Origin of the sequence: Paraoerskovia sediminicola (assembly GCF_030296575.1) — a bacterium.
In the GTDB taxonomy this organism is placed as follows: Bacteria; Actinomycetota; Actinomycetes; order Actinomycetales; family Cellulomonadaceae; genus Paraoerskovia; species Paraoerskovia sediminicola.
On sequence record NZ_AP027729.1, the window covers coordinates 1622266 to 1645144 of the forward strand.

Genomic DNA, 22879 nt, shown 5'->3' on the forward strand with positions numbered 1-22879 from the left:
TCAGCCGATCCGCTCGCGTCGCCCGAGGATGCCTTGCGGCCTCACGAGCAGGACGAGGATGAGGATCACGAGCGCGGTCGCGTAGCGCAGGTCGCTCGGGAGGACGAGGTTGGACAGCTCGACGACCATCCCGATGACGAGCGACCCGATGAGGGCGCCGAACGCCGTCCCGAGACCGCCCAGGGTGACGGCCGCGAACATGAGCAGCAGCAGCTGGAGGCCCATCATCCAGTTGAACGACCCGAAGACGATGCCGAGGAGCATGCCGCCGAGGCCGGCGAGGGTGGTCGCGAGGATCCAGACGATGCGGATGATCTTGTCGGGGTCGATCCCGGTCGCCGCGGCGAGGGCCGAGTTGTCCGAGACCGCGCGGGTGGCCTGGCCGATCCGCGTCCGGGTGAGGAACCACGCGACGCCGAGGAGCACCACGATCGCGATGATCATCGAGATCCAGGAGCCGACCGTCAGGGTGACCGGCCCGAGCGTCCAGGAGCTCGGGTTGTCGACGAGGATCCGCTGTGTCCCTGCGCCGATGGCGAGCTGGATCCCGAACTGGAGGGCGATCGACAGCCCGATCGTCACGATCATCAGCTGGACGACGGGGGTGCCGCGTTTGCGCAACGGCCGCCAGATCCCGGCGTCCTGCGCCCAGCCGGTGAGGCCGCACAGGACGAGGGTGACGATGGCGCCGAGCCAGATCGGCATGCCCATGACGTTCATCGTCACGAACGCGAGCATCGCCCCGAGGGTGACCTGCTCACCGTGGGAGAAGCTCGAGAGCCGCGTGGTGCCGTAGATGAGGCTGAGCCCGACCGAGGCGAGGGCGAGGAGGAGCCCGAACCGGAGCCCGGAGCCGACCTGCTGCCAGATCTGGCTGACCTTGATCCCGCCGATCTCGGCGGGGACGACGAGCCCGAGTCGGTCGCGGTGCTCGCGTCGCCCGAGTCGGTCGCCGAGTCGGTGGCGTCCGTGGTCGGCGCGGCGTCCACGCCGACCCGGAACGCCGCACGCGCGGTCGACCCGAGCTGCGCGATGACGGTGATCTCCGTCGCGGCGCCCTCGCCGAGCTGTGCGTCGTCCGGGAGCGTCGACTCGTCGATGGTGACCGTGTACTCGCCGACGGTGGACGTCGGCACGGCCGGCAGTCCCTCCTCGGTCGAGGTCACGGTCTCGGAGAAGTTCTCCGGTCCTGTGACCTCGGCCTCCGCACCGCCGATCCGGTTGTTGTCACCGTCGAGGACGAGCACCGCGAGGCACGCGGTCTCCCCGTCGGCGGTACAGCTCTGCTCGGCTGTGGTGGGTAGCACGCTCGGGGCTGCTGCCAGCGCCGCGGGCGCTCCGACAAGCGTCGCGCTCGCCGCGAGGGCGAGCGCTGCTGTCAGTCGTCGGAGCCGCGTGGGTGTGCTGGCTCTTTCCGCTGTCATCGGGCGGGGTCCTCCGTCGGGGTCCGGTGTGGCCACGGACGACGCTCCGAGGCGGGTGTGCCTCGGCGTTCGTAGGTGTTCGTGGTGATGGGGACAGTAGGTGGGACATGTGTGCGTCGTGTTACAGGTTTGTGTGCCGGGAAGTGTAGCCCGCATCACATTTGGGTCCGACCTCTGGACCTGGCGGCCCTACAACTGGTACACGTGCACCGGAATTGCCGCGTCGCTCCTGGTCAGGGGCGTATCCGCGCGGCCGGGTCGCGCGGATACGCGAGCACGTGCTGACGTGGGCCGGGTCAGGGTCGTGACATCCGGCCCCTGAGGGCCTCAACCGTTGCCGGATCGTGACGCTGTCGCGGCATGATGGGGCCATGTCACGCCAGAAGTCCCCCGTGAGGCTCGCCGACGAGAAGTACGTCGCGCTCACCACCTTCAAGCGGTCCGGGGACGCGGTCACGACCCCGGTCTGGGTCGCGCCGCTCCCCCAGGACAGGGGCGCCCGCTGGGGTCGCTCAATGCCGACGACGGACGCATGTACGTGACGACCGACCTCGACTCGGGCAAGGTGAAGCGGATCCGCAACGGGTCGCGCGTGCGGCTCCAGGCCTGCGACATGAAGGGCGCGGTGCACGGGCCCGCGGTGGCGGGCCGTGCTCGGGTCGTCGACGACCCGACCCTGGAGAAGGGCGCGCTCGCTGGTCTCAAGGCCAAGTACGGCCTGCAGTTCCGTTTGATCGGGCTGCTCGCCACGTTCCGTCGCAACACGGGCGAGCGTGTGATCCTCGAGCTCGTCCCGGACGCGTTGCCGGCTCCCGCGCAGGAACAGGACTGAGGCGGCCGTGGCCGACGAGCCGGAGGACCTCGAGCGCCAGGGCTGGCAGGCCCTCGCCGCGGACGCAGCCGCCGCGACGACCTTCTACACCGACGTCCTCGACGCGGAGGTCCTGATGCTCCTGCCCGGCGGCCTCGTGATCGACGACCGCGACGACGCGATCGACGCGATGGGCGGGGCGCCCTGGGAGTCGTTCGACCTCCAGGACGTCCGGCAGGTCGAGCTGGCGGACGACGTCGCCGTGGTCGCGTACGGGGTCGTCGCCTCCCGCTCCGGCCAGGAGTACAGCGCCACGGTGAGCAGCACCTACGCGCGCAGGGACGGTGAGTGGCGGCTCGCCGTCCACCAGCAGACCCCGCGGTAGCGCGGTTCGCCGGAGGGTCGGTGACCGCACGTACGCTGGCCCGATGCCAGCCCTGACACCCCCGGTCGCGGACCGCCGTCCGACCCCACGCTCGCACCACGGCCACGACTTCACGGACGACTACGAGTGGCTGCGCGAGAAGGACTCGCCCGACGTCGTCGCGCACCTCGAGGCGGAGAACGCGTTCACCGAGCAGGAGACGGCCCACCTCGCGGGCCTGCGCAGCCGGATCTTCGACGAGATCAAGGCGCGCACCCAGGAGACCGACCTGTCCGTCCCCGTGCGCGACGGCGGCTGGTGGTACTACGCCCGCACCGTCGAGGGTCAGCAGTACGCGATCCGCGCGCGGGCGCCGCTCGGCGACGAGCCGGACGTCCCCCGGTCCTCGTCCCGGGCGAGCCGGTGCCGGGGGAGCAGGTGCTCCTCGACGAGAACGTCGAGGCCGAGGGCCACGACTTCTTCTCCCTGGGCTCGTTCGACGTCTCGGCCGACGGCACGCGCCTGGCCTACGCGGTCGACACGGCCGGGGACGAGCGCTACCTGCTGCGGGTCCGTGACCTCGTGACGGGTGAGGACCTGCCGGACGAGGTGCAGGGCACCGCGCCCGGAGCGACCTTCGCCCCCGACGGCCGCTTCGTGTTCTACCCGACGGTCGACGCGTCCTGGCGCCCCGACAAGATCTGGCGGCACGAGGTCGGCACGCCCGCCGCGGACGACGTGACCGTGCTCGACGAGCCGGACGACCGCTACTGGGTGGGCGTGGGCCTCTCGCGGTCGCGGCGCTACCTGCAGATCGAGCTCGGCTCCAAGATCACGAGCGAGTCGTGGCTCCTCGAGGCGGACGACCCGACCGGCGCGTTCCGGGTCGTGTGGCCCCGGCGCGAGGGCGTCGAGTACACCGTCGAGCACGCGGTGGTCGACGGCGAGGACGCGCTCCTGGTCCTGCACAACCACGAGGCCGAGAACTTCGAGCTCGTCGTCGCGCCCGTCCCGGAGGCCGCGGGCTCGCCGCTGCGCCCCGAGGACGCGAGCGTCGTCGTCCCGCACGACCCTGCCACGCGCCTCGAGGGCGTCGACGCGTTTGCCGGCCACGTCGTCCTCTCCTACCGGCGCGAGGGGCTCCAGCGGGTGGGCGTGGTCCGGCTGGGCGCGGCGTCCCCGGTGTCGGACGGCGGCGCGAGCGCGCTCCCGGACGGGTGGGACGTCGAGGAGGTCTCCTTCGAGGAGCCGCTGTTCACGGTCGGTCCGGCCGCGAACCCGGAGTGGGAGCAGGGCCACGTCCGGCTCTCGTACACGAGCTTCGTGACGCCGGGCACGGTCTACGACTACGACGTGGCGACCCGCTCGCTCGCGCTGCGCAAGCGCCAGCCGGTGCTCGGTGGCTACGAGCCCGCCGACTACGTGCAGCAGCGGGAGTGGGCCGAGGCCGACGACGGCACGATGGTGCCGATCTCGCTCGTGTGGCGGCGCGACGCCGTCGGGCTCGACCCCTCGGGCATGCAGGCCGACCCGGTCCCGGTGCTGCTCTACGGGTACGGGTCGTACGAGATCTCGATCGACCCGGCGTTCTCGGTGCCGCGGCTCTCGCTCCTCGACCGCGGGGTGGTCCTCGCGATCGCGCACGTGCGCGGCGGCGGCGAGATGGGCCGCCACTGGTACGAGGACGGCAAGACGCTCGCGAAGAAGAACACGTTCACCGACTTCGTGGCGTGCGCGCGGCACCTCGTCGGCGCAGGGTGGACGACGCCGGAGCGCCTGGTCGCCCAGGGCGGCTCGGCCGGCGGACTGCTCATGGGCGCCGTCGCGAACCTCGCCCCCGAGCTCTTCGCGGGCGTCGTCGCCCAGGTGCCGTTCGTCGACCCGCTGACGTCGATCCTGGACCCCGACCTGCCGCTCACGGTGATCGAGTGGGACGAGTGGGGCAACCCGCTGGCCGACCCCGAGGTCTACCGGTACATGCGGGACTACTCGCCGTACGAGAACGTGCGCGAGGACGTCGACTACCCCCGGATCCTGGCGCTCACGAGCATCAACGACACCCGGGTCCTGTACGTCGAGCCGGCGAAGTGGGTGGCGCGGCTGCGCGAGGTCGGGGCGCCCGTGCTCCTCAAGACCGAGATGAGCGCAGGGCACGGCGGGGTCTCGGGCCGGTACGCGCGGTGGGAGGAGATCGCGTTCGAGGACGCGTGGATCGCCGACGTGCTCGGGGTCCGCGAGGCCTGACGGGTTGCGACGGGCGTGCCCGGCGGGTGCCGACGGCCGTTCGATCGCGCGTGGCGTTCGAACGTCAGATGAACACTCGGTGAACTGTGCGGGGAGACATGACGATCCGGTGTCCAGCAGGTGGCCGGGGCATTCACCATTGAGTATGTGACCGAGACGATCCTGCTCGTCGTCGTCGTCGTGACAGCCCTGGGCTTCGACTTCACCAACGGCTTCCACGACACCGGCAACGCGATGGCGACATCCATCGCGACACGAGCCCTCAAGCCCAAGACCGCCGTGCTCCTCTCGGCGACCCTCAACCTCATCGGCGCGTTCCTGTCGCTCGCGGTGGCCGCGACCATCGCGAAGGGGATCGTCGACGCGGGACTCGTGACGCTCGAGGTCGTCCTCGCCGGCCTCGTCGGCGGCATCGTCTGGAACCTCCTCACGTGGCTGTTCGGGATCCCGTCGAGCTCGTCCCACGCGCTCATCGGCGGGATCGTCGGTGCGGTCCTCGCTGCTGCGGGCACGGAGGGCGTCCTGTGGGACGGGCTGATCTCGAAGGTCATGCTCCCCGCGCTGATCGCCCCGGTGCTCGCGATCGTGGTCGGCGGCATCGGCACCTGGATGGTGGCGCGCCTGACGAAGGACATCCCCGAGAAGACGAACAACACACTGTTCCGCTGGGGCCAGATCGGCTCGGCGTCGCTCGTCTCGCTCGCGCACGGCACCAACGACGCGCAGAAGTCGATGGGCATCATCCTGCTCGCGCTCATCGCCGGCGGCGCCGTCCCCGAGGAGTCGGGCGTCCCGTTCTGGGTCGTCGTCTCCTGTGCGGTCGCGATGGGCCTCGGCACCTACCTCGGCGGGTGGCGCGTGATCCGCACCCTGGGCAAGGGTCTCGTCGAGATCGACTCCCGCCAGGGCATGGCGGCCGAGACGTCGTCCGCCGCCGTGATCCTGCTGTCGAGCCACTTCGGCTACTCGCTCTCGACCACCCACGTCGCCACCGGGTCGATCCTCGGCTCCGGCGTCGGGATGCCCGGCGCGACGGTCCGCTGGGGCGTCGCCCGCCGCATGTTCATGGCGTGGATCATCACGGTCCCCGCCGCCGGGATCGTCGGCGCCAGCTGCTTCTGGATCGACCAGGCGATCGGCGGAGCCGCCGGCTCCTTCACGGTCTTCGGGATCCTCCTCGTCACGGCCTTCGCGATCTGGAAGGTCTCGCGCCGCAAGCCCGTCGACCACAGCAACGTCAACGACGACTGGGACGACGCGTCGACCCAGGTCGCCGAGGCCGTCGCGGTCCACGACCCCGGAGTGCTCGCCGAGGCGCACGTCACGGTCGGTGGCGGCGCGGCGGACAGCGACGGCGACGCCGGTGATGCGGGCGCGGGCACGGCCGGACGCAGCGAGGAGACCCCCGATGAGCAAGTACATCGAGCTCGACGCCCTGGTCCAGGTGGTCCTCGCCGGGATCCTCGTCGGCGCGGGCCTGCCGGCGCTTTTCGCCCTCGGGGTCCGGACCCTCGTCGGTCGTGACGGTTCGCTCGCGACCGGCGCGGCGGCCGCCACGGACTCGGTCGCGACCCGTACGGCGCGCCCCGCCGCGTGGCGCCTCGTCGTCGCCGGCCTCTGCTTCGCCGTGATCGTCGCCGCGATCGGCGCCGGGATCTGGTTCCTGGCCTCCGGCGGGCACTGACCCGTCCGGCTCAGCCCAGGACCCGCCGCACCGTCTCCAGGAGCCGGGCGACGTCGTCCGAGGTCGTGTCCCACGCGCACATCCACCGGGACACCACCGTCTCGGGTGTCGGTCCGGGCGCGAAGTCGTAGAACGGGTGCGACCGGCGGATCTCGTCGGCGGCCTCCCGCGGGAGCGCCACGAACAGGGCGTTGACCTCGGTCGGGGCGACGAAGGCGAGGTCGCGCACCCGCCCGGACGCGACGTCGTCGTCCAGCGCGGACCGGAGCCGGGCGGCCATCTCGTTCGCGTACTGCGCGCTGCGCCGCCACAGCGCCGGCCCGCCGTCACCCGGCCGCTCCAGCAGTGCGACGAGCTGCGCCGACACGTAGCGCATCTTCGACGCGAGCTGCATCTGGCCCTTGCGCACGTAGGCGAGGCCGTCGGCGGCGTCGGGGTTCAGCAGCACGACGGCCTCGGCCGCCATCGCGCCGTTCTTCGTGCCGCCGAGCGACAGGGCGTCGACGCCGACGTCCGTCGTGAGGGCACGCAGCGGGACGTCGAGGGCCGCCGCGGCGTTCGCGAGCCGGGCCCCGTCGAGGAACAAGCGCATCCCGTGGTCGTGGGCGGCGTCCGCGACCGCCCGGATCTCCGCCGGCGTGTACAGCGTGCCGAGCTCCGTGGACTGGGTGATGAGGACCGCGAGCGGCTGCGCGTGGTGGACGTTGCCCAGCGCGCCGGCGTTGGCGAGCACCGCGTCCGGACCGATCTTGCCGAGCACCGACGGGACGGGGATCACCTTGATGCCGCCCACGCGCTCGGGGGCGCCCTGCTCGTCGGCGTTCACGTGCGACGCCTCACCGGCGACGACCGCGCCCCAGCGGGGGAGCATCGCCGACAGGCCGACGACGTTCGCGCCGGTCCCGTTGAACACCGGGTACGTGACCGCCTGGTCGCCGAGCTCCTCCCGCACGAGGTCGTCGAGCCGCGCCGTCCACGGGTCCTCGCCGTAGGCGACGGCGTGGTCGGTGTTGGCCGCGCCGACGGCGGCCAGGACCTCGGGGTGGACGCCGGCGTGGTTGTCGGAGGCGAAGCTGCGGAAGGCGGTCACCGACCCAGGCTACGACCGCCGCGCCGCTAGCCTGGGCGCGTGACGACCGGGCGAGCCACGCGGGTTCCCGAGCGCGAGCCCGACCGGCGCCGCGCGGCTCCGGTGGTCCTCCGGGTGGTGGCCGGCGTCTACCTGGCTGCGGTGCTGGTCGTCACCCTCTGGCCGACACCGCAGGAGTCCCCGGCCCCCGGCTGGGCCCGCGCGGTGCTCGACGCCGCCGCGAGAGTCGGCGTCCCCCTCACGTACGACGTCCTCGAGGTCGTGTCGAACGTCGTCATGTTCGTGCCGTTCGGGGTGCTCGGGGTCCTGCTCGTCCGGGACGGGCGACCCGTTCGCGTCGTCGCCCTCGTGGTCGTCGTCGCGGCCGCGCTCTCGACGGCGATCGAGACCGCGCAGACCCAGATCCCCGGTCGCGTGCCCACCGTGCAGGACGTCGTCCTCAACACCGCGGGCGCTCTGCTCGGTGCCCTCGTCGCGGTCGTGCTCCTCGTGCTCCGCGACCGGCGCGCTACCTGACCGGCGATCCCGCCTCCGTGCGCGACCGCGGCGTCGGCCGTACCGTCACCCCATGACGACTCCCTGGTTCACGCGGGCCCGCGAGTCGTTCTGGTTCCTGCCGACCGTCTGCGGGGTCCTCGCCATCGCACTCGCCTTCGCGCTGGTCGAGGTCGACGCGAGGCTCGCCGACGGCAGCACCGCCGGGCTCGGCTTCCTCGACGCGATCAGCGCCTCGGGCGGTCGCGCGCTCCTGGGGGCGATCGCCGGGTCGATCCTCACCGTCGCCGCGACGTCCTTCTCGATCACGATCTCGGTGATGGTGACGACGTCGTCGACCTACGGGCCGCGCCTCGTCCGGAACTTCATGGCGGACCGCGCGAACCAGGCGGTCCTCGCCGTCTTCACCTCGACGTTCCTGTACGCGCTCGTGGTGCTGCGCGCGGTGCGCTCGGAGGAGGACGAGCGCTCCGCGTTCGTCCCCGTGATCGCGGTGAACGTCGCGGTGATCCTCGCCGTCGCGAACGTCGCGGTGCTCGTCTTCTTCATCCACCACATCGCACAGTCCGTCCAGGTCACGACGCTCCAGCAGAAGGTCCGGGACGAGCTCGTCGCGGTCGTCGACCAGGTGTACCCGGAGCAGCCGTCCGGCGCCGGGTCGCGCGCTGGGTCACGCGCGGGGTCGCGCGCTGGGTCGCGCGCTGGATCACGCGCGGGGTCGGACGACGTCCCGGACGGCAGCGACGAGGACGATCGCCTCCGCGACGTGGTCCCCGTGGTCCGCGCCGACGCCCAGGTGGTCCGTGCCACCGCCGCCGGGTACGTCCAGTACCTGGATCTCGACGGGCTCGCGAGGCTCGGCCGGAAGTACGACGTCACGGTGGCGCTCACCGTCGCCCCAGGGACGCACCTGATCCCCGGCGCCGTCCTCGCGCGGGTCGGCGACCGGCACGGCGAGGCGACCGACTGGGATCTCGACGAGCTCGACGACCTCGTCGACGGTGTCTGCGACGCGATCTCCCTGGGCTCGTCCCGCACGCCGTACCAGGACGTGGCCTTCGCGGTGCGGCAGCTCACCGAGATGGCGGTGCGCGCCCTCTCGCCCGGGACCAACGACCCGTACACGGCGGTCAGCGCGCTCGACGCGCTCTCCTCCGGCCTCGTCCCGGTCGTCCGGCGTGCGCCGGCCCCGCGTGGCCGCGCGGACGCGGACGCCGTCACCCGCGTCGTCGTCGACTGGCCGACGGCGGAGGAGCTGGTGACCGACGTCCTGGCCGCCATGCGCACGTACGCCGTGGACGCTCCCGTCGCGCTCGACGCGACCGTGCGGCTCGTCGAGCGGCTCGCCGACGCTGCCGGCCGGCCCGCCGTGCAGGTGGCGATCGCCGAGCAGGTGCGGCTGCTCTGCGACGCGGTGCGCGAGGGCCAGCCGCTGCCCGACGTCGTCGACGCCGTCTGTGGGCGACTCGACACCGTGCGGGCATCGCTCGTCGATCAGGCCCCGGGCGCGCCGTCCACGTAGAACCACTCGCCGGCCTCGCGGACGAAGCGGCTGATCTCGTGCACCGTCGCGCGGCCCTCGGCGTCGCGGTAGTGCGCCACGAACTCGACGTACCCCTCGTCGTCGAACGGCCCGCCCCGCTCGGCGGCGACGACGTCCAGGCGACGCCAGCGGACGTCGTCCGACAGGTCGATCTCCGGGGGACGGGTGTCGGGGTGCCAGGACCGCAGGAGGTGGGCCGCGCCGTCCGGCCCGCCGACGACGAACGCGCTGTACCGGGAGCGCATGAGCGCCTCGGCGGTCGGAGCCCGGCGTTCGCCGGCGTGCACCGGGCCGCAGCAGGCGCCGTAGGTCTCGCCGCTCAGGCAGGGGCAGCGGTCGGCAGAGTTCATGGGTCCGACCCTAGGGCCCCTGCGGCGCTCAGGGACGAGTGTCGTCGTGCTGGACGACTCGCGACAGCTCGACGGTGTCGCCCTTGCGCCAGTAGTGCAGGCGGCGGGCCTGCGGGGTGCTGTGCTGCAGGGCGACCCGCCAGCACCGCGCGCCGTCGGCCCGCTGCACGAGAGGGCTCCCGGCGCCGTCGCCCGAGCGCAGGTGGTGCGCGTCCAGGTGGGCGAGCACCTCCTTGTCCCCGGTCAGGACGTCGACGACGACCGCGAGGACCTTCGCGCGGCTGATCCCCTCGAGCGCGTCGAGGCTCGCTGTGAACTCCGGCCCGACGACGTACTCCGGGAGCGGGCGGGCGGACTTCTCGCTCGCCGGGACCCGCTGCGCCCACGTGACCAGCACGTCGTACCGCACCTGCTCGTCCGGGTCCGTGAAGAGCGGCAGGGGTCGCGTGGTGTCGGACGGCGGAGCGTCCGCCGAGCCGTCCGTGCGGCTCTTGTGGAGCTTCTTCTCGAGGTTCTGCCGTGTGATGTCGGCCTTGCGGTACTTGGTCTGCAGATGGCGGGCGCGGGCCGTCTGCGCCTCGAGCTCCGACTGGAGGGCCGCGGCGTCGGCGCGCAGTCCCGCGATCTCGCCGGCGTCCGCGCGGGCGCTGCGGCGCAGGCGCGTGAGCTCCCGGGCGAGCTCGGCCGTCTTGGCGCGCTCCGCCGCGAGCGTCATGGTCAACGTGGCGACGGCGCTGCTGGGCTTCGGGTGGTCCGCGGGGTCCGCCGGGGCGGCGGTGCGGGTCCGCCCGGGTGCTGGGGGTGCGGTCGGCGCGGGATGCTCGAGGCCGGTGGTGTCATGGTCATCGGCCGGGGTCGGCGCTGCGGGGCCCGGCATTGCTGGGACCGGTATTGCTGCGGCCGGTGCCGGTGGGGCGAGTGCTGCGGGGGACGGCGCGACAGGGCGTGGCCGTGCGGGGATCGGAGGCGCCGGCTGCACGTGCACGCGTGGCCGGAACGGGCCTGGCTTCGGCACGGCGGTCGGCGCTGACCACGGGGGCGCCTGCTCGGTGGTCGCTGGTCCCGCGGTTGCTGATCCTGCGGCAGCTGACCCCGCGGCCGCTGCCGCTGCGGTGTCCGACCCTGCGGCGGCTGCTTCGGCGGCGCCTCTCCCGGCACGTCCGCCGGCTGCGCTCGCGGGCGGGGCCGCGGGGGCGCGCCGACGCGGGTCGAGCATGCGGGGCGTCGGGCGGGGCATCGGGTTGGGCTCGTCGGGCTGTCGCGTGGCCGTGGTCGTCGGGCCGAAGAGCGGGAGCACCGTGGCGAGCGGGGTGCTTGTTGCGCCGGAGTCGCTCTGCGCGTCTGCCGTGCGCGGCCCTGCGCCTGCGTGTGCGGCATCCATTGCTGCGGTTGCGGCGCGTTCGGCGACCGCTGCGACATCGGTGCCGGCTGGCCCGCTGGCGGGTGTGCCGGTCGGACCGCCGGCGGGTACGCCGGCTCTCGGGTCGGCCGGCGTGGTCGCCGCAGCGCCCGCCGACGCGATGCCGCTGCCGAGGGGCGGGAGCTCGAGCCACGGCGGCCCGCCGGGGAGCAGGCTCGGCGCGGGGAGGTGGGGCTCGCCGTCGTCCACGTCGTCGAGACGCAGGGACAGCTCGCTGCCGTAGTGGACCTGGACGCGGGCTACGACGACCTCGCCGACCGTGAACAGGTGGTCGAGCGTGTCGTGCGGGTTGCCGGTGACGAGGTGACGGGGGACGACGGTCGTGACCCCCGGGACCGGTCGCACGGTGACGGAGTCGGGATCGACCGCGGTCACCTCGACGAGGATCACGCTTCCGTGGTCGTACCCGCGCAGCAGCGGGTGCTGCGCGTTCGGCATGGCGTGCCGGTCCTGGCCGCTCTGCCCGCCGTGCCTGCTGTGGTCGCCCGCGGTGACCGACGTCCGGATGTCGAGCCGCGCCGAGGTGCTGTCGAGGATCCCGCTCACCCGCTGCCCCTCGCGGACGATGCGGTCGAGGGGGACGCCCGGGACCGCGAGCTCGGGGAGATCGACGCGACGCCGCCGTCGTCGAGGCGGACGATCGCGCGCGAGGCGACGACCCCGCGGACCGTCCCGCTGGTCCGCAACGATTCGACCGCGGGCCCGCTACCGATGAGGCCCGCGTCGACGGCCGCGGCGAGGGCGTCCTGGACCACGAGCGCGGCGACCTTGCCGTCCGTGTCGGGGCGGTAGGCGAGGCGCACCCGGCAGCGGTCGAGGTCGTGCAGCCACGCGTGATCCAGCGGGTAGACGCGGGCAGCGCCGCCGTACACCTGGGTGGCGTCGGGCATCGCGGCGGAGAACGCCCAGGACGCCTCGGACGACGGCACCACGACGACCTCTGCGAGGTCGCCCAGCTCGCGGGCGAGTCCTGTGGCGTCGATAAACGGCTCGTCGTGACCGGACGGGGTCGTCACGACGACGGTCGGGCGCTCGCGGCGGTCCGGGAGCAGGATCCTGTGCGCCAGCGCGGTGGCCTGCGCGGGCGTGGTGATCCGGGTGACTTCGCTGGTCAGCGCGGTGGCCGCAGACATCCGTGCCCTGCCGTCGCGGTGTTCACAGTCGTGTCGCTCCCGAGTCGTCGTCGTCTCGTGCCAGGCCCTGCGTGGAGGGACAACTATGTCACGATTTGATTACGACGGACACCTGACAGGGGATCGTCCGAGGGTCAGGCCACCCTGCGCGGCACGCGCACGTGCAGGCCCGGAGCGGCGGCGGGACGTGCACCTCAGGACCGGTGCGCGACCTCCGCCAGCACGAGGGCGAGCCGCTCCGCGAAACCGTCGGGGACGTCGTCCGGCAGCGCGGCCACCGGGAACCACGCGACGTCCTCGCTCTCGTCGCTCGTCACCGGTGTCGCGCCGGCCGGCGCGGTGACGACGTAGCCGACGTCCCAGTGGACGCGGCAGCGGCCGAACGCCCTCGCGAGGCTGTGGCGGTTGACGTCGACGGGGGTGCGCGACCACGGCGTGAGCGACCCGATGCCGCTCTCCTCGTGGGCCTCGCGGAACGCGCCGTCGGCGACCGAGGCGTCGTCCGCCTCGACGTGACCGCCGACCTGAACCCAGAACCGGCCCTTGCGGTGATAGCAGAGCAGCACCTGGGCGAGGTCGGGCGTCAGCACGAAGCAGCTGCCCGTGATGTGCTCGGGACCGCCGTCGCGGTCGAGCGCGTCGAGCGGGTGGGCGGCGAGCATGCCGATGTACTCGTCACGCAGGGTGCGCTGCGCGACGTCGACGGGCTGCCACGCGCGCAGGTCGTGGGCGAGGGCGATGGCGCGGGTCGTCACGGGTAGATCTCTCGTCACCGGTGGTTCTCTCGGGGATCGGGTCTGCGGGGCGTCAGGAACGTCAGGGCCGTCGTCCACGGCGCGGACCACTGCGAGATCGCCGCGACCATGAGCGCCGCCGCGCCCTCCGGGGCAGCGTCGTCCCAGGGCGCCTCGGCCACGCCGAGACGCAGGCGCCGGGTGCGCAGGTGCGCCCACGTCGGATCCTTGATCGGGGGAGCGGGGACGGCCTGGACCGCCAGGGTGGGGGCGCCGTCCGACAGCACGCGCGCGGCCGCGACGTAGGTGCGCGGGTCGACCGCGCCCCAGCCGCCGTAGGTGAGGACCACGCGCTCGCCGTCCGCGAGCCGGTCGCGCAGCACCGCGGTGAGGAAGGGCACCAGGGGTGCCCACGCGTCGTCCGTGGGCGGGTCGGTCAGCGGCGGACCGAGGTGGACGACGGCGTCCCCGGACTCGTCGAGGACGAGTCGCCAGTGCGCTGCAGAAGGCGTGGCGGGTGGGGCAGGTGCAGCGGGTGCTGTGCTGCTGGCCGGGGCAGCAGCGCGGGCCGCAGGGTCGGCTGTGATGCCGGCAGTAGTGCCGACGGTCGTGCCGGCAGGAGCCGGACGGTCGTGGGGCGGCCGCGCGACGCCTGCGATCTCGCGGACCGCGCCGTCGGGGAGCGTCGCCCGGGGGAGCCGACCACGGCCGAGGGCTGCGCCGAGAAGTTCGGGGCCGTCGTCCGAGGCGAAGGTGTGGACCGTGTACGAGCCGTCGGCGTGCCAGAGTGGGACGAGACCGGCCGAGGGGAGGCCGACGACCGCGCCCGGGAAGCCCGCGACGGTCGGGACGACCCGGGGGCCGAGAGGTGCGGCGACCGCCATCGCGTCAGGGTGCAGCGGGGCGCGCACGGGTACGGCCGAGCCCGAGGGCTCGGCTGCGGGGACTGCGGGCACCCGGTGACCTTAACCGCCGTGCCTCCGCTGTGCCGAAGCGCGTGGGTCAGCCGCCCACGACATGGATCTCGACGCCGGCGGCGCGGATCCGGTCCAGCTCGTCAGGGTCGGCCGAGGAATCGGTGATCAACATGTCGACCTCGGAGAGCTCGGCCATCTTGGCGAGGGTCAATCGGCCGACCTTGGACCCGTCTGCCACGACCATGACGGTCTGGGCATTGGTGACCATGGCGTGATTGGTCCGTGCCTCGGTGTCGTCGTGCGTGGTGACGCCGCCCTGCGCGCTGATCCCGTCGGTGCCGAGGATCGCGGTCCCCACATTGACCGCGTTGAAGGTGTTCTCGGCGAGGATCCCGACGGCCTCGAACGAGCTCGACCGGACGACGCCGCCCGTCATCATCACCTTGAGGTTCGGTCGTGAGGCGATCTCCATCACGGTGGTCAGCGAGTTCGTGACGATCGCTAGGTTCTCGCGGGTGGCGAGCAGTCGGGTCACCTCGGCAGTGGTCGTGCCCCCGCTGATCGCGACGCTGTACGGGCCGGTGGGAACGAGTTCGACGGCACGTCGGGCGATGAGGCGCTTGGCCTCACGAAAGCGGGAGTCGCGCAGGCGTACGGGAACCTCCTCGCGGGACTCGTGGGAGCGCGCCCCGCCGTGCGTCCGGGTGAGGAGCCCCTGGTCCTCCATGTCCATGAGGTCGCGGCGGACCGTCGCCTCCGAGACGCCCAGCTCCTGTGTGAGGTCTCCGAGCGCGACGCTCTCTCGCTCGGTGACCAGCTCGAGTATCGCGAGCAGTCGTTCGGTGCGTTTGCGCGAGGTGGCGCGGGGGATGTGGTCCTGCGGGGACTGGGGCATGTGGTTCTCCGAGATCGGCGAGGCAATCGATCAGCAGTAGTGCGCGTTTGAGTGCAAAGTTAGCAGAATTCTTGCGCGTATCGCTCAGTAAACCGGAGGATGGGTGCATGGCAAAAATCACGTTCATCGGTGCAGGAAGCGTTGTCTTCACTCGTCAGCTCGTCGCGGACCTCCTGTCGTTCCCGGAGCTCTCCGAGATCGAGCTGGTGCTCCACGATGTCGACCCCGAGCGGCTCGACGTCGCTGTCGGCACGGCCGAGTGGCTCAACGCGTCGTTCGGTACGAATGCCACCATCGCCTCGACGCTCGACCGGCGTGAAGCCCTCGCCGGCGCCGACTTCGTCGTCAACATGATCCAGGTCGGTGGCATCGACGGCACCCTCAAGGACCTGCAGATCGCGGAGCTGCACGGGCTGCGCCAGACCATCGGTGACACGACCGGCGTCGGCGGCGTGTTCCGAGCGCTGCGGACGTTCCCGGTCCTCGAGGCGATCGCGCGTGACATGCAGGAGGTCTGCCCCGACGCCTGGTTCCTCAACTACACCAACCCGATGGCCATGAACGTCTGGTGGATGTCCGTGGTCGCGCCGAAGATCAAGACGGTGGGCCTGTGCCACAGCGTCTACTGGACGGCGCACGATCTGGCCGAGCTCGTCGGTGTCCCGGTGGAAGAGACGACGTTCCGCGCCGCCGGGGTCAACCACCAGGCCTGGATGCTCGAGTGGTCGCACCAGGGCGAGGACCTTTACCCGGTGCTCCGCGACAAGATCCGCTCGGACCCGGAGCTCGAGCGCCGCGTGCGCGTCGAGATGTTCCGCCGCTTCGGCTACTACCCGACCGAGACCTCCGAGCACTCCTCGGAGTACCTCGCGTGGTTCCTGCGGTCCGACGACCAGATCGCGAAGTATCGACTGGAGCCGCTCGAGTACGTCGGGATCAGCCACGACAACGTCGCCGAGTTCGAGGAGGCCAAGAAGCGCCTCGCTGCCGGTGAGGCCCTCGACCTCGAGGAGGGCGCCGCTGAGTACGCCCCGCAGGTGATCCACTCGATCCTCACGGGGACCGTCCGCGAGATCCACGGCAACGTGGTGAACGACGGGCTCATCGACAACCTGCCCCAGGGCGCCTGCGTCGAGGTGCCGTGCACAGTGGACGCCGAAGGCCTGCGCCCTGTCCCGATGGGATCGCTGCCCACGCAGTGCGCCGCCCCGAACCGGACGTACCTGTCGGTCGCCGAGCTCACCATCGAGGCGGCTCGCACCGGCAACCCGCTCCTGGTCCGGCAGGCCGTCCTGGCCGACCCGAACGCGTCGTCGACCCTGACGCCCGCCGAGATCTGGGACCTCTGCAACGCGCTGATCGAGGCACACGGGGACCTGCTCCCCGAGGCTCTCCGCGTGCTCGTCCCGGCGGACGCCCTGTGACGCTCGCGAAGACCGGCGACCTCGTCGACGAGGCGGTCCGCGGTCGGACGGCGGTGCTCGCGTTCAACGTCATCACCCTCGAGCACGCCGAGGGGATCGTGGCAGGACTGGAGTCTGCCGGGATCGGGGAATCCTCCAGATCAGCGAGAACGCGGTGCACTTCCACGGTGGTGCCATGGCGCCGGTGCTCGCGGCGTGCCGTGAGATCGCGGCGGCCGCCGCCGTGCCCGTCAGCGTGCATCTCGACCACTTCCAGGACCTCGACCTCACCCGCGAGGGCATCGAGCGCTCGACCGGCCTGGGGGTCAGCTCGGTGATGGTCGACGCCGCACACCTGGCCGACGAGGAGAACGTCGCCACGACCCGTGCTCTCACGGACGTCGCGCACGGCGCAGGGCTGTGGGTCGAGGCCGAGCTGGGCGAGGTGGGGGCAAGGGCGGTGCACACGTCGCGGGTGTACGGACCGACCCCGACGACGCTCGTGAGTTCGTCGCACGCACCGGGGTGGACGCACTGGCGGTCGCCGTCGGCAGCAGCCACGCGATGACCTCGCGCGAGGCCGCCCTCGACATCGACCTCGTCGAGAGGATTGCCGCACAGGTCGACGTCCCGCTCGTGCTGCACGGTTCGTCGGGCGTGCCGGCTGAGGTTCTGGGTGCCGCCATCCGGGCCGGGATCCGTAAGGTCAACGTCGGCACAGCGCTCAACGTTGCCTACACGGGGGTCATCCGACAGCATCTCGCCGACGACGCACGGGTCACCGACCCACGCAAGTTCCTCGTGGGAGCTCGCGTCGGAATCGCGGACGAGGTTGCGAGCATCTGCAGCGTCCTGGCCCACTGAACTGCCCACTGAACTGCCCACTGAACTGCCCACTGAGCTGCCGACGGCACTGCCGCACAACCAGCCGACTGAACGGCTGCCGTCGGACACCTGACCCCCTCGAGTGCCTCGTCGTGTCGCGCCGGCTAGCCTTGTGCGTCGAGCCCGAGAACCCGGCGTGCGTTGCCTGCGTAGAGGCGGGCGAGGAGCTCGTCCGGGAGGGCGAGGCCAGAGATCGTCCAGCGGCCCTGAGGCGGTATCTCGTCCTCGGGGGCGTAGTCGAACGCCTCGTCCGCGGTCTCGAGGAAGCGGAAGTGGGTCTCGAGCTGCTCGACGGACAGCGGGTAGGCGTCGGTGCCGAACAGCACCCGGTCGGGGTGGGCCTCCAGAAGCGCCGCCGTCCGGCGTGGTTGCCGGCCGAGCTCCGCGAGCCGACCGGCGATGTCCACGACGTAGTTCGGGGCAGCGTCGAGCAGGCGCTCCACGCGGTCGAGATCCTCTGCGGCGCATCCGACGTGCGCCCCGACGTACTTCGTTCCAGGTGTTGCCAGGACCAGGTTCTCCAGGGCCTTCAGCAGCTCGTCGAAGCTCGGGTACCGCGTCCGGTCGGCGAACGACCAGCCCGGGTTGTCCACCAGCTCGTCGAGGCGTTCGTTCTCCGGGCCCAGCGGTTCGAAGAACGCGATCGGGTCGGCGACGTGGATCAGTACCCGCAGGCCCAGGTCACCGGCGTGGGCAAGGATCCGGATCACGCGCGCGTCGTCGGGTCGGATCAGCGTGCCGTCGATGTCGCGGACCGTGAGCCCGAGAGACTTCCAGACCTTCACTCCGCGGGCGCCGGTGGCCGCGGACCTGTCCAGCGACGCCAGCAGGGCTGCTTCGCCGTCCGGGGTGGCGAGCAGTGACCAGTCGAGCTGGCAGAAGGTGACGAACCGGTCTGGGTGGGCGCGGTCGTAGCGATCGAGGTTCGCCTCCAGCTCGTCCCCCCACATGCCGTCCAGGTTCACGACGGTGGCGACGTTCGCCGCGTCCATCATCGCCAGGAGCGCGTCGACGTCGGGCGCAGCCCACGCACCGTCCGTGAGCCAACGCCCCAGGTGGTTGTGGACGTCGACCGACGGGAAGCGGCTTCGGGTGACCCGCGTCTCGTGCCGAACGAGCGTGCTCTTCGGGCGCCAGTCGGCGAGGCGCAGGTCGGCAGGACTTTGCATTCTGGGGCTCCTCAGAGCTGTAGGTGTGGCGAGGGACACGTTTTCGCTCACTAGAACTGAGCGAAGTCTTCAAAAAAGTGACTGGCAAGCAGTTAGCGATCAGTATTGCTCATACGCCGCACCCGATGCCACGTCGGGCGCCAACAACGAAGGGTGCACCGTGACCACCAGCATCACTGCACGCGAGATCAGCAGCCAGCCCGAGGTCTGGCGTCGCGGCATCGCCGACGCCGGCCAGCTCGGACGCCTCCTCGGCACCGACGGAGAGCGTCTGCTCGTCCTGGGCTGCGGGACGAGCGCGTTCGTCGCGGAGTCGCTCGCTGTCCTGCGCGAGCGCGCGGGCCTCGGCCTCACCGATGCCGCCTACGCCTCCGAATGGCTTCCCGGACGGGAGTACGACCGTGTCGTCGTCATCAGCCGGTCGGGGACCACGTCCGAGGTCATCGCAGCTCTCGAGCTCGTCGGTCCAGGCCCCGTGACCGCCGCGATCGTCGGCGTCCACGACTCCCCGATCGCTGCGCTCGTCGACGAGACGCTCGTGCTCGACTTCGCCGACGAGTCCTCCGTCGTCCAGACCCGCTTCCCGACGACGGTCCTCGCGATGGCGCGTACCGCCTTCGGCGAGAATCTCGAGTCCGCGGTCGCCGAGGCCGCTGCGGTCCTCGACGTAGACCTGCCCGTCGCTGTCGGGGACTTCGACCATTTCGTGTACCTCGGCACCGGATGGACGCACGGGCTCGCACAGGAGGCGGCACTCAAGGTTCGCGAGGCCGCGCAGGCCTGGGCCGAGTCCTACCCGCTGCTCGACTACCGCCACGGCCCGATCGCTGTGGCCGGTGCGACCTCTCTGGTGACCGTCTTCGGTCCGGTGGACCCCTCGCTCGTCGCCGACATCGAGAAGACCGGCGCGACCGTCCAGGTCAACGCACTCGACCCGCTCGTCCAGCTCGCCCAGGCGCAGCGCCTCGCGGTGGAGCTCGCGGAGTCTCGAGGTCTCACCCCCGATTCGCCTCGCCACCTCACCCGCTCCGTCGTCCTCAGCTGACCGCACCACCTATCAAGGAGAATTCCGATGCGATTCGGATCGTCGAAGAAGACCCAACTCCACGCCCGCGCGATCGTCGTTGCACTTGCCGCTACCGCCAGCCTTGCTGCCTGCTCGAGCGGGAGCTCGGAGGGTGCCACGACTCTCGACGAGAGCGAGGACGTCACCATCACCTTCTGGACCGGGCAGGCCGACGAGGCTCAGACCATCCTGGAGGGCCTGGCCGCCGACTTCGAGGCGGAGAACCCGAACGTCACCATCGACATCTCGTCCGGCGCGCCGTCCACGGACGACCTCCTCCAGAAGTTGTCCGCGAGCTTCGCTGGCGGTACCTACCCCGATATCTCGTACGCCTACGGGTCGTGGGCCAGCGAGCTCGCCGACTCGGGTCGCACCCTGGACATCACCGACCAGGTCGCCGAGCCGGACGTGAAGTGGGACGAGTTCTCCGAGGCGGCGCGCCAGACCGCGCAACCGACCGGTGAGGCGACGATCGGGTTCCCGGCCGTCGTCGACAACCTCGCGCTGATGTACAACAAGACGGTCTTCGACGCTGCGGGCGTCGACTACCCGACGAACGACTGGACCTGGGACGACTTCCGGAAGGCGGCCAAGGAACTCACCGACCCGTCGACCAACACCTACGGTTACGCGTACTCGGTCTCCGGCACCGAGGAGACGACGTGGCAGTTCTGGCCGCACCTGTGGCAGAACGGTGGCGAGATCCTCTCCGAGGACGGCAAGACCGCGACCTTCGACTCGCAGTCCGGCGTCGACGCGCTGACCTTCCTCCAGGGGATGGCCGTCGACGACAAGAGCGTCTACCTCGACCAGACCGACACCAAGTTCGGCGAGCTCTTCGCGAGCGACCGTGTCGGCATGATGACGTCCGGCCCGTGGCAGCTCTACGACCTGGGTGTGGCCGGGACCGACTACGGCGTCGTGCAGCTCCCCGGTACGGATGGCGACCACCAGACGGTCTCCGGTCCGGACATCTGGACGCTGTTCGACCACAAGGACGCGAACCGTTCCTACTGGGCGTTCGAGTTCGCCGAGTGGCTGACGGCGGCCGAGCAGGACCTGAAGTGGAACGTCGCCTACGGCAACCTGCCGCTCCGCAGCAGCGAGATCGACACCCCGGAGTTCAAGGAGCAGGTCGAGGCGCTCCCGGGTCTCGACATCATGGCCGCGAACGGTGAGAACGCGAAGAAGGCCCGTCCTACCGTCTCCGGCTACGTCAACCTCTCCGAGGCCATCGGTGGCGCGATCTCCGAAGTCCTCCAGGGGCAGGGCGACCCCCAGACCGCGCTGACCGACGCCGCTGACAAGGCCGACGAAGACCTCGCGGACAACTGAGAATGACTACCAGGACGGCCCCCTCCACCCGAGGGGCCGCCCCGGCGGGGCGGAGGCCTCGCCGGAGGCGCCTGTGTCCGCGACCCGCTCACCTCACGCGAAGGGCAGTGCGATGACAACGACTTTCGCCATGAAGACCCAGGTCGCCCCGGCGAGACGCAGACGCAACGTGCGTCAGTCCGTCGAGGGCTGGACCTTCGTCTCGCCGGCGATGCTCCTGGTCCTCGGCCTGTCGATCTTCCCGGCGATCTGGGCGCTCGTGCTGTCGTTCCAGGAGTGGAACGGTTTCTCCGATCCCGTGAACGTCGGGCTCGACAACTACAAGGAGATGCTCACCGACGCCGACCTCGGCGCTGCGGTCACGCACACCATCGTGTACACGGCACTCTTCGTGCCGGCGTCGCTGCTCCTCGGCATGTTTCTGGCAACGCTGCTGAACCGGAAGATCGTCCTCGTAGGCGTCTACCGGACGGCCATCTTCCTCCCGTTCGTCGCCTCGGCTGCTGCGACCGGCATCTTGACGACCTACCTCTTCAACCCGCAGTTCGGCATGGTCAACAACGTGTTCCGCGTTCTCGGCCTCCCGCAGCAGGGCTGGCTGGAGGACCCGAACCAGGCCATGGTCGTCATCACGATCATGTCGCTGTGGGGGCAGGCCGCCTTCACGACCGTGATCTACCTCGCCGCGCTGCAGGACGTCCCGCCGGAGCTGCTGGAGGCCTCGCGAATCGACGGTGCCAGCAAGTGGCAGAGCTTCTGGCACGTGACGGTCCCGCAGCTCGCCCCGGTCACGGTGTTCGTCGCCATCTGGCAGACGATCCAGGCGATCCAGCTCTTCGACCTCGTCTACACGACGACCCGCGGTGGGCCGCTCAACGCGACCGAGACGATCGTCTACTACCTGTGGAAGACGGCGTTCAAGGGACTCGAACTCGGCTATGCGTCCGCGATCGCCTATGGGCTGTTCGCCGTCACGCTGCTGATCACGATCGGTGTCGTGGTCTACTCCCGACGATCTAAGGTGAGTGCTTTCTGATGGCGTTGCTGACCGAGACCCAAGCGCCGACGACCGGTTCCATCGTCGATCCGCGTCGTACGAAGAAGACCGGACGGTGGATCCACCTCCTGCTCGCTCCGGTTGCGGTGCTCTTCGCGATCCCGTTCGTGCAGATGTTCCTCACTGCGCTCACCCCGGCGTCGCAGATCAACAAGTTCCCACCACGGTTCTTCCCGGAGACTCTGACGCTCTCGGGCTTCTCCAAGCTCTTCGCCGAGTCCGACATCCTGAACTGGCTGGGCAACACGATCATGGTCTCCGCCGTGGCGGTCGCTGGTCACCTCGTACTGTGCTCGCTGGCCGGCTACGGATTCGCCCGGTTGAAGTTCCCCGGCAAGAACATCGGCTTCTTGGCGATCGTCGCGACGATCATGATCCCGACCCAGCTCCTCATGGTGCCGACCTACATCCTCTTCTCCAGGATCGGCCTGATCGACACCCTTGGTGCCGCCATGGTTCCGTGGCTCGCGTCGGCGTTCGGAATCTTCCTCATGCGCCAGTTCTTCCTCGGCCTGCCCTCCGAGCTCGAGGAGGCGGCGCTGATCGATGGCTGTACGCGCCTCCAAGTCTTCTTCAAGATCATCCTGCCGCTGGCCAAACCTGCGCTGGCGACCCTCGCGATCTTCACGCTCCTGTCCTCGTGGAACGACCTCGTCTGGCCGCTCATCGCGATCAACGACACCTCGGCATTCACACTGCAGCTGGGCATCACCAACTTTGCGGGAGCACGACGTACGGATTGGTCGCTGCTCATGGCAGCAAACGTGGTCTCCACCCTGCCGTTGATCGTGTTCTTCCTCTTCGCGCAGAAGCAGTTCATTGCGACGATGTCCTTCTCCGGACTGAAGGGCTGACCGTGA

The 22879-nt window shown here is 71.0% G+C and carries 24 protein-coding genes and 1 pseudogene; 15 read left to right on the forward strand and 10 right to left on the reverse strand.

All coding sequences use genetic code 11. The annotated features are described in order from the left end of the window. Positions 1-798: a branched-chain amino acid ABC transporter permease gene (locus QUE47_RS07555; protein ID WP_286219434.1), complete on the reverse strand. Its 798-nt coding sequence runs from the start codon at positions 796-798 to the stop codon at positions 1-3. Continuing rightward, positions 723-1307 (reverse strand): hypothetical protein, encoded by a 585-nt coding sequence (locus QUE47_RS07560; RefSeq protein ID WP_286219246.1) that lies wholly within the window; start codon positions 1305-1307, stop codon positions 723-725. Before QUE47_RS07560 ends, QUE47_RS07555 begins: the two co-directional genes overlap by 76 nt. A gap of 488 nt (positions 1308-1795) precedes the next feature. Between QUE47_RS07560 and QUE47_RS07565 the strand changes: the two genes are divergently transcribed. The 6 genes and pseudogenes from QUE47_RS07565 to QUE47_RS07590 all read left to right on the forward strand — a co-directional run bounded on the left by QUE47_RS07565 (position 1796) and on the right by QUE47_RS07590 (position 6527). Continuing rightward, complete coding sequence (locus QUE47_RS07565) at positions 1796-1966, forward strand: PNPOx family protein (RefSeq protein ID WP_286219247.1); 171 nt, start codon at positions 1796-1798, stop codon at positions 1964-1966. Continuing rightward, complete coding sequence (locus tag QUE47_RS07570; protein ID WP_286219248.1) at positions 1957-2256, forward strand: PNPOx family protein; 300 nt, start codon at positions 1957-1959, stop codon at positions 2254-2256. The genes QUE47_RS07565 and QUE47_RS07570 overlap by 10 nt, the downstream gene beginning before the upstream one ends. Before the next feature lie 7 nt (positions 2257-2263). Further along, positions 2264-2620, forward strand: a complete 357-nt coding sequence (locus QUE47_RS07575; RefSeq protein ID WP_286219249.1) for a DUF4440 domain-containing protein — start codon at positions 2264-2266, stop codon at positions 2618-2620. Between the two features lie 43 nt (positions 2621-2663). Beyond that, a pseudogene (locus tag QUE47_RS07580) lies at positions 2664-4843 on the forward strand (S9 family peptidase). Positions 4844-4990: 147 nt separating this feature from the next. Then, the gene (locus QUE47_RS07585; protein ID WP_286219250.1) at positions 4991-6367 is read left to right on the forward strand and encodes an inorganic phosphate transporter; all 1377 of its coding nucleotides are present in this window, start codon (positions 4991-4993) and stop codon (positions 6365-6367) included. Continuing rightward, positions 6252-6527 (forward strand): hypothetical protein, encoded by a 276-nt coding sequence (locus tag QUE47_RS07590; protein WP_286219251.1) that lies wholly within the window; start codon positions 6252-6254, stop codon positions 6525-6527. Before QUE47_RS07585 ends, QUE47_RS07590 begins: the two co-directional genes overlap by 116 nt. 10 nt (positions 6528-6537) lie before the next feature. Here QUE47_RS07590 and QUE47_RS07595 read toward each other — a convergent pair whose 3' ends face one another. Further along, a complete protein-coding gene (locus QUE47_RS07595; protein WP_286219252.1) occupies positions 6538-7617 on the reverse strand; it encodes a threonine aldolase family protein in 1080 nt (359 codons plus the stop codon). A gap of 39 nt (positions 7618-7656) precedes the next feature. Between QUE47_RS07595 and QUE47_RS07600 the strand changes: the two genes are divergently transcribed. Beyond that, the gene (locus QUE47_RS07600; protein WP_286219253.1) at positions 7657-8133 is read left to right on the forward strand and encodes a VanZ family protein; all 477 of its coding nucleotides are present in this window, start codon (positions 7657-7659) and stop codon (positions 8131-8133) included. A gap of 52 nt (positions 8134-8185) precedes the next feature. Further along, entirely contained in the window at positions 8186-9634 is a 1449-nt protein-coding gene (locus QUE47_RS07605; protein ID WP_286219254.1) for a DUF2254 domain-containing protein, read from the forward strand. Here QUE47_RS07605 and QUE47_RS07610 read toward each other — a convergent pair. The 6 genes from QUE47_RS07610 to QUE47_RS07635 all read right to left on the reverse strand — a co-directional run bounded on the left by QUE47_RS07610 (position 9607) and on the right by QUE47_RS07635 (position 15104). Further along, entirely contained in the window at positions 9607-10005 is a 399-nt protein-coding gene (locus tag QUE47_RS07610; protein ID WP_286219255.1) for a YchJ family protein, read from the reverse strand. The two genes, QUE47_RS07605 and QUE47_RS07610, sit on opposite strands and share 28 nt — an antisense overlap. Before the next feature lie 28 nt (positions 10006-10033). Continuing rightward, the gene (locus QUE47_RS07615) at positions 10034-11971 is read right to left on the reverse strand and encodes a hypothetical protein (protein ID WP_286219256.1); all 1938 of its coding nucleotides are present in this window, start codon (positions 11969-11971) and stop codon (positions 10034-10036) included. After that, positions 11968-12558, reverse strand: coding sequence for a hypothetical protein (locus QUE47_RS07620; RefSeq protein WP_286219257.1), 591 nt, complete (start codon positions 12556-12558; stop codon positions 11968-11970). Before QUE47_RS07620 ends, QUE47_RS07615 begins: the two co-directional genes overlap by 4 nt. 194 nt (positions 12559-12752) lie before the next feature. Then, positions 12753-13313, reverse strand: a complete 561-nt coding sequence (locus tag QUE47_RS07625) for an NUDIX hydrolase (RefSeq protein ID WP_286219258.1) — start codon at positions 13311-13313, stop codon at positions 12753-12755. 14 nt (positions 13314-13327) lie between these two features. Next, positions 13328-14248: a hypothetical protein gene (locus QUE47_RS07630; RefSeq protein WP_286219259.1), complete on the reverse strand. Its 921-nt coding sequence runs from the start codon at positions 14246-14248 to the stop codon at positions 13328-13330. Between the two features lie 46 nt (positions 14249-14294). Then, a complete protein-coding gene (locus QUE47_RS07635; RefSeq protein WP_286219260.1) occupies positions 14295-15104 on the reverse strand; it encodes a DeoR/GlpR family DNA-binding transcription regulator in 810 nt (269 codons plus the stop codon). Between the two features lie 107 nt (positions 15105-15211). Between QUE47_RS07635 and QUE47_RS07640 the strand changes: the two genes are divergently transcribed. The 3 genes from QUE47_RS07640 (at position 15212) to QUE47_RS16740 (ending at position 17371) form a co-directional block, all read left to right on the forward strand. Continuing rightward, positions 15212-16528, forward strand: a complete 1317-nt coding sequence (locus QUE47_RS07640) for an alpha-glucosidase/alpha-galactosidase (RefSeq protein WP_286219261.1) — start codon at positions 15212-15214, stop codon at positions 16526-16528. 175 nt (positions 16529-16703) lie between these two features. Continuing rightward, a complete protein-coding gene (locus tag QUE47_RS16735) occupies positions 16704-17075 on the forward strand; it encodes a class II fructose-bisphosphate aldolase (protein ID WP_350227703.1) in 372 nt (123 codons plus the stop codon). Continuing rightward, positions 17033-17371, forward strand: a complete 339-nt coding sequence (locus QUE47_RS16740) for a class II fructose-bisphosphate aldolase (RefSeq protein ID WP_350227704.1) — start codon at positions 17033-17035, stop codon at positions 17369-17371. Before QUE47_RS16735 ends, QUE47_RS16740 begins: the two co-directional genes overlap by 43 nt. Before the next feature lie 125 nt (positions 17372-17496). On the opposite strand, the gene QUE47_RS07650 is transcribed toward QUE47_RS16740, so the two are convergent. Beyond that, entirely contained in the window at positions 17497-18561 is a 1065-nt protein-coding gene (locus QUE47_RS07650) for an amidohydrolase family protein (RefSeq protein WP_286219262.1), read from the reverse strand. Positions 18562-18721: 160 nt separating this feature from the next. On the opposite strand from QUE47_RS07650, the gene QUE47_RS07655 reads away from it, so the two are divergent. From QUE47_RS07655 to QUE47_RS07670, 4 genes are all read left to right on the forward strand, one after another. Continuing rightward, positions 18722-19606, forward strand: a complete 885-nt coding sequence (locus QUE47_RS07655) for an SIS domain-containing protein (protein ID WP_286219263.1) — start codon at positions 18722-18724, stop codon at positions 19604-19606. A 27-nt stretch (positions 19607-19633) separates the two neighbouring features. Beyond that, positions 19634-20962, forward strand: coding sequence for an ABC transporter substrate-binding protein (locus QUE47_RS07660; protein ID WP_286219264.1), 1329 nt, complete (start codon positions 19634-19636; stop codon positions 20960-20962). 130 nt (positions 20963-21092) lie between these two features. Continuing rightward, complete coding sequence (locus tag QUE47_RS07665) at positions 21093-21998, forward strand: carbohydrate ABC transporter permease (RefSeq protein WP_286219265.1); 906 nt, start codon at positions 21093-21095, stop codon at positions 21996-21998. After that, positions 21998-22873, forward strand: a complete 876-nt coding sequence (locus QUE47_RS07670) for a carbohydrate ABC transporter permease (RefSeq protein ID WP_286219266.1) — start codon at positions 21998-22000, stop codon at positions 22871-22873. Before QUE47_RS07665 ends, QUE47_RS07670 begins: the two co-directional genes overlap by 1 nt. The last annotated feature ends 6 nt before the right edge of the window (positions 22874-22879 follow it).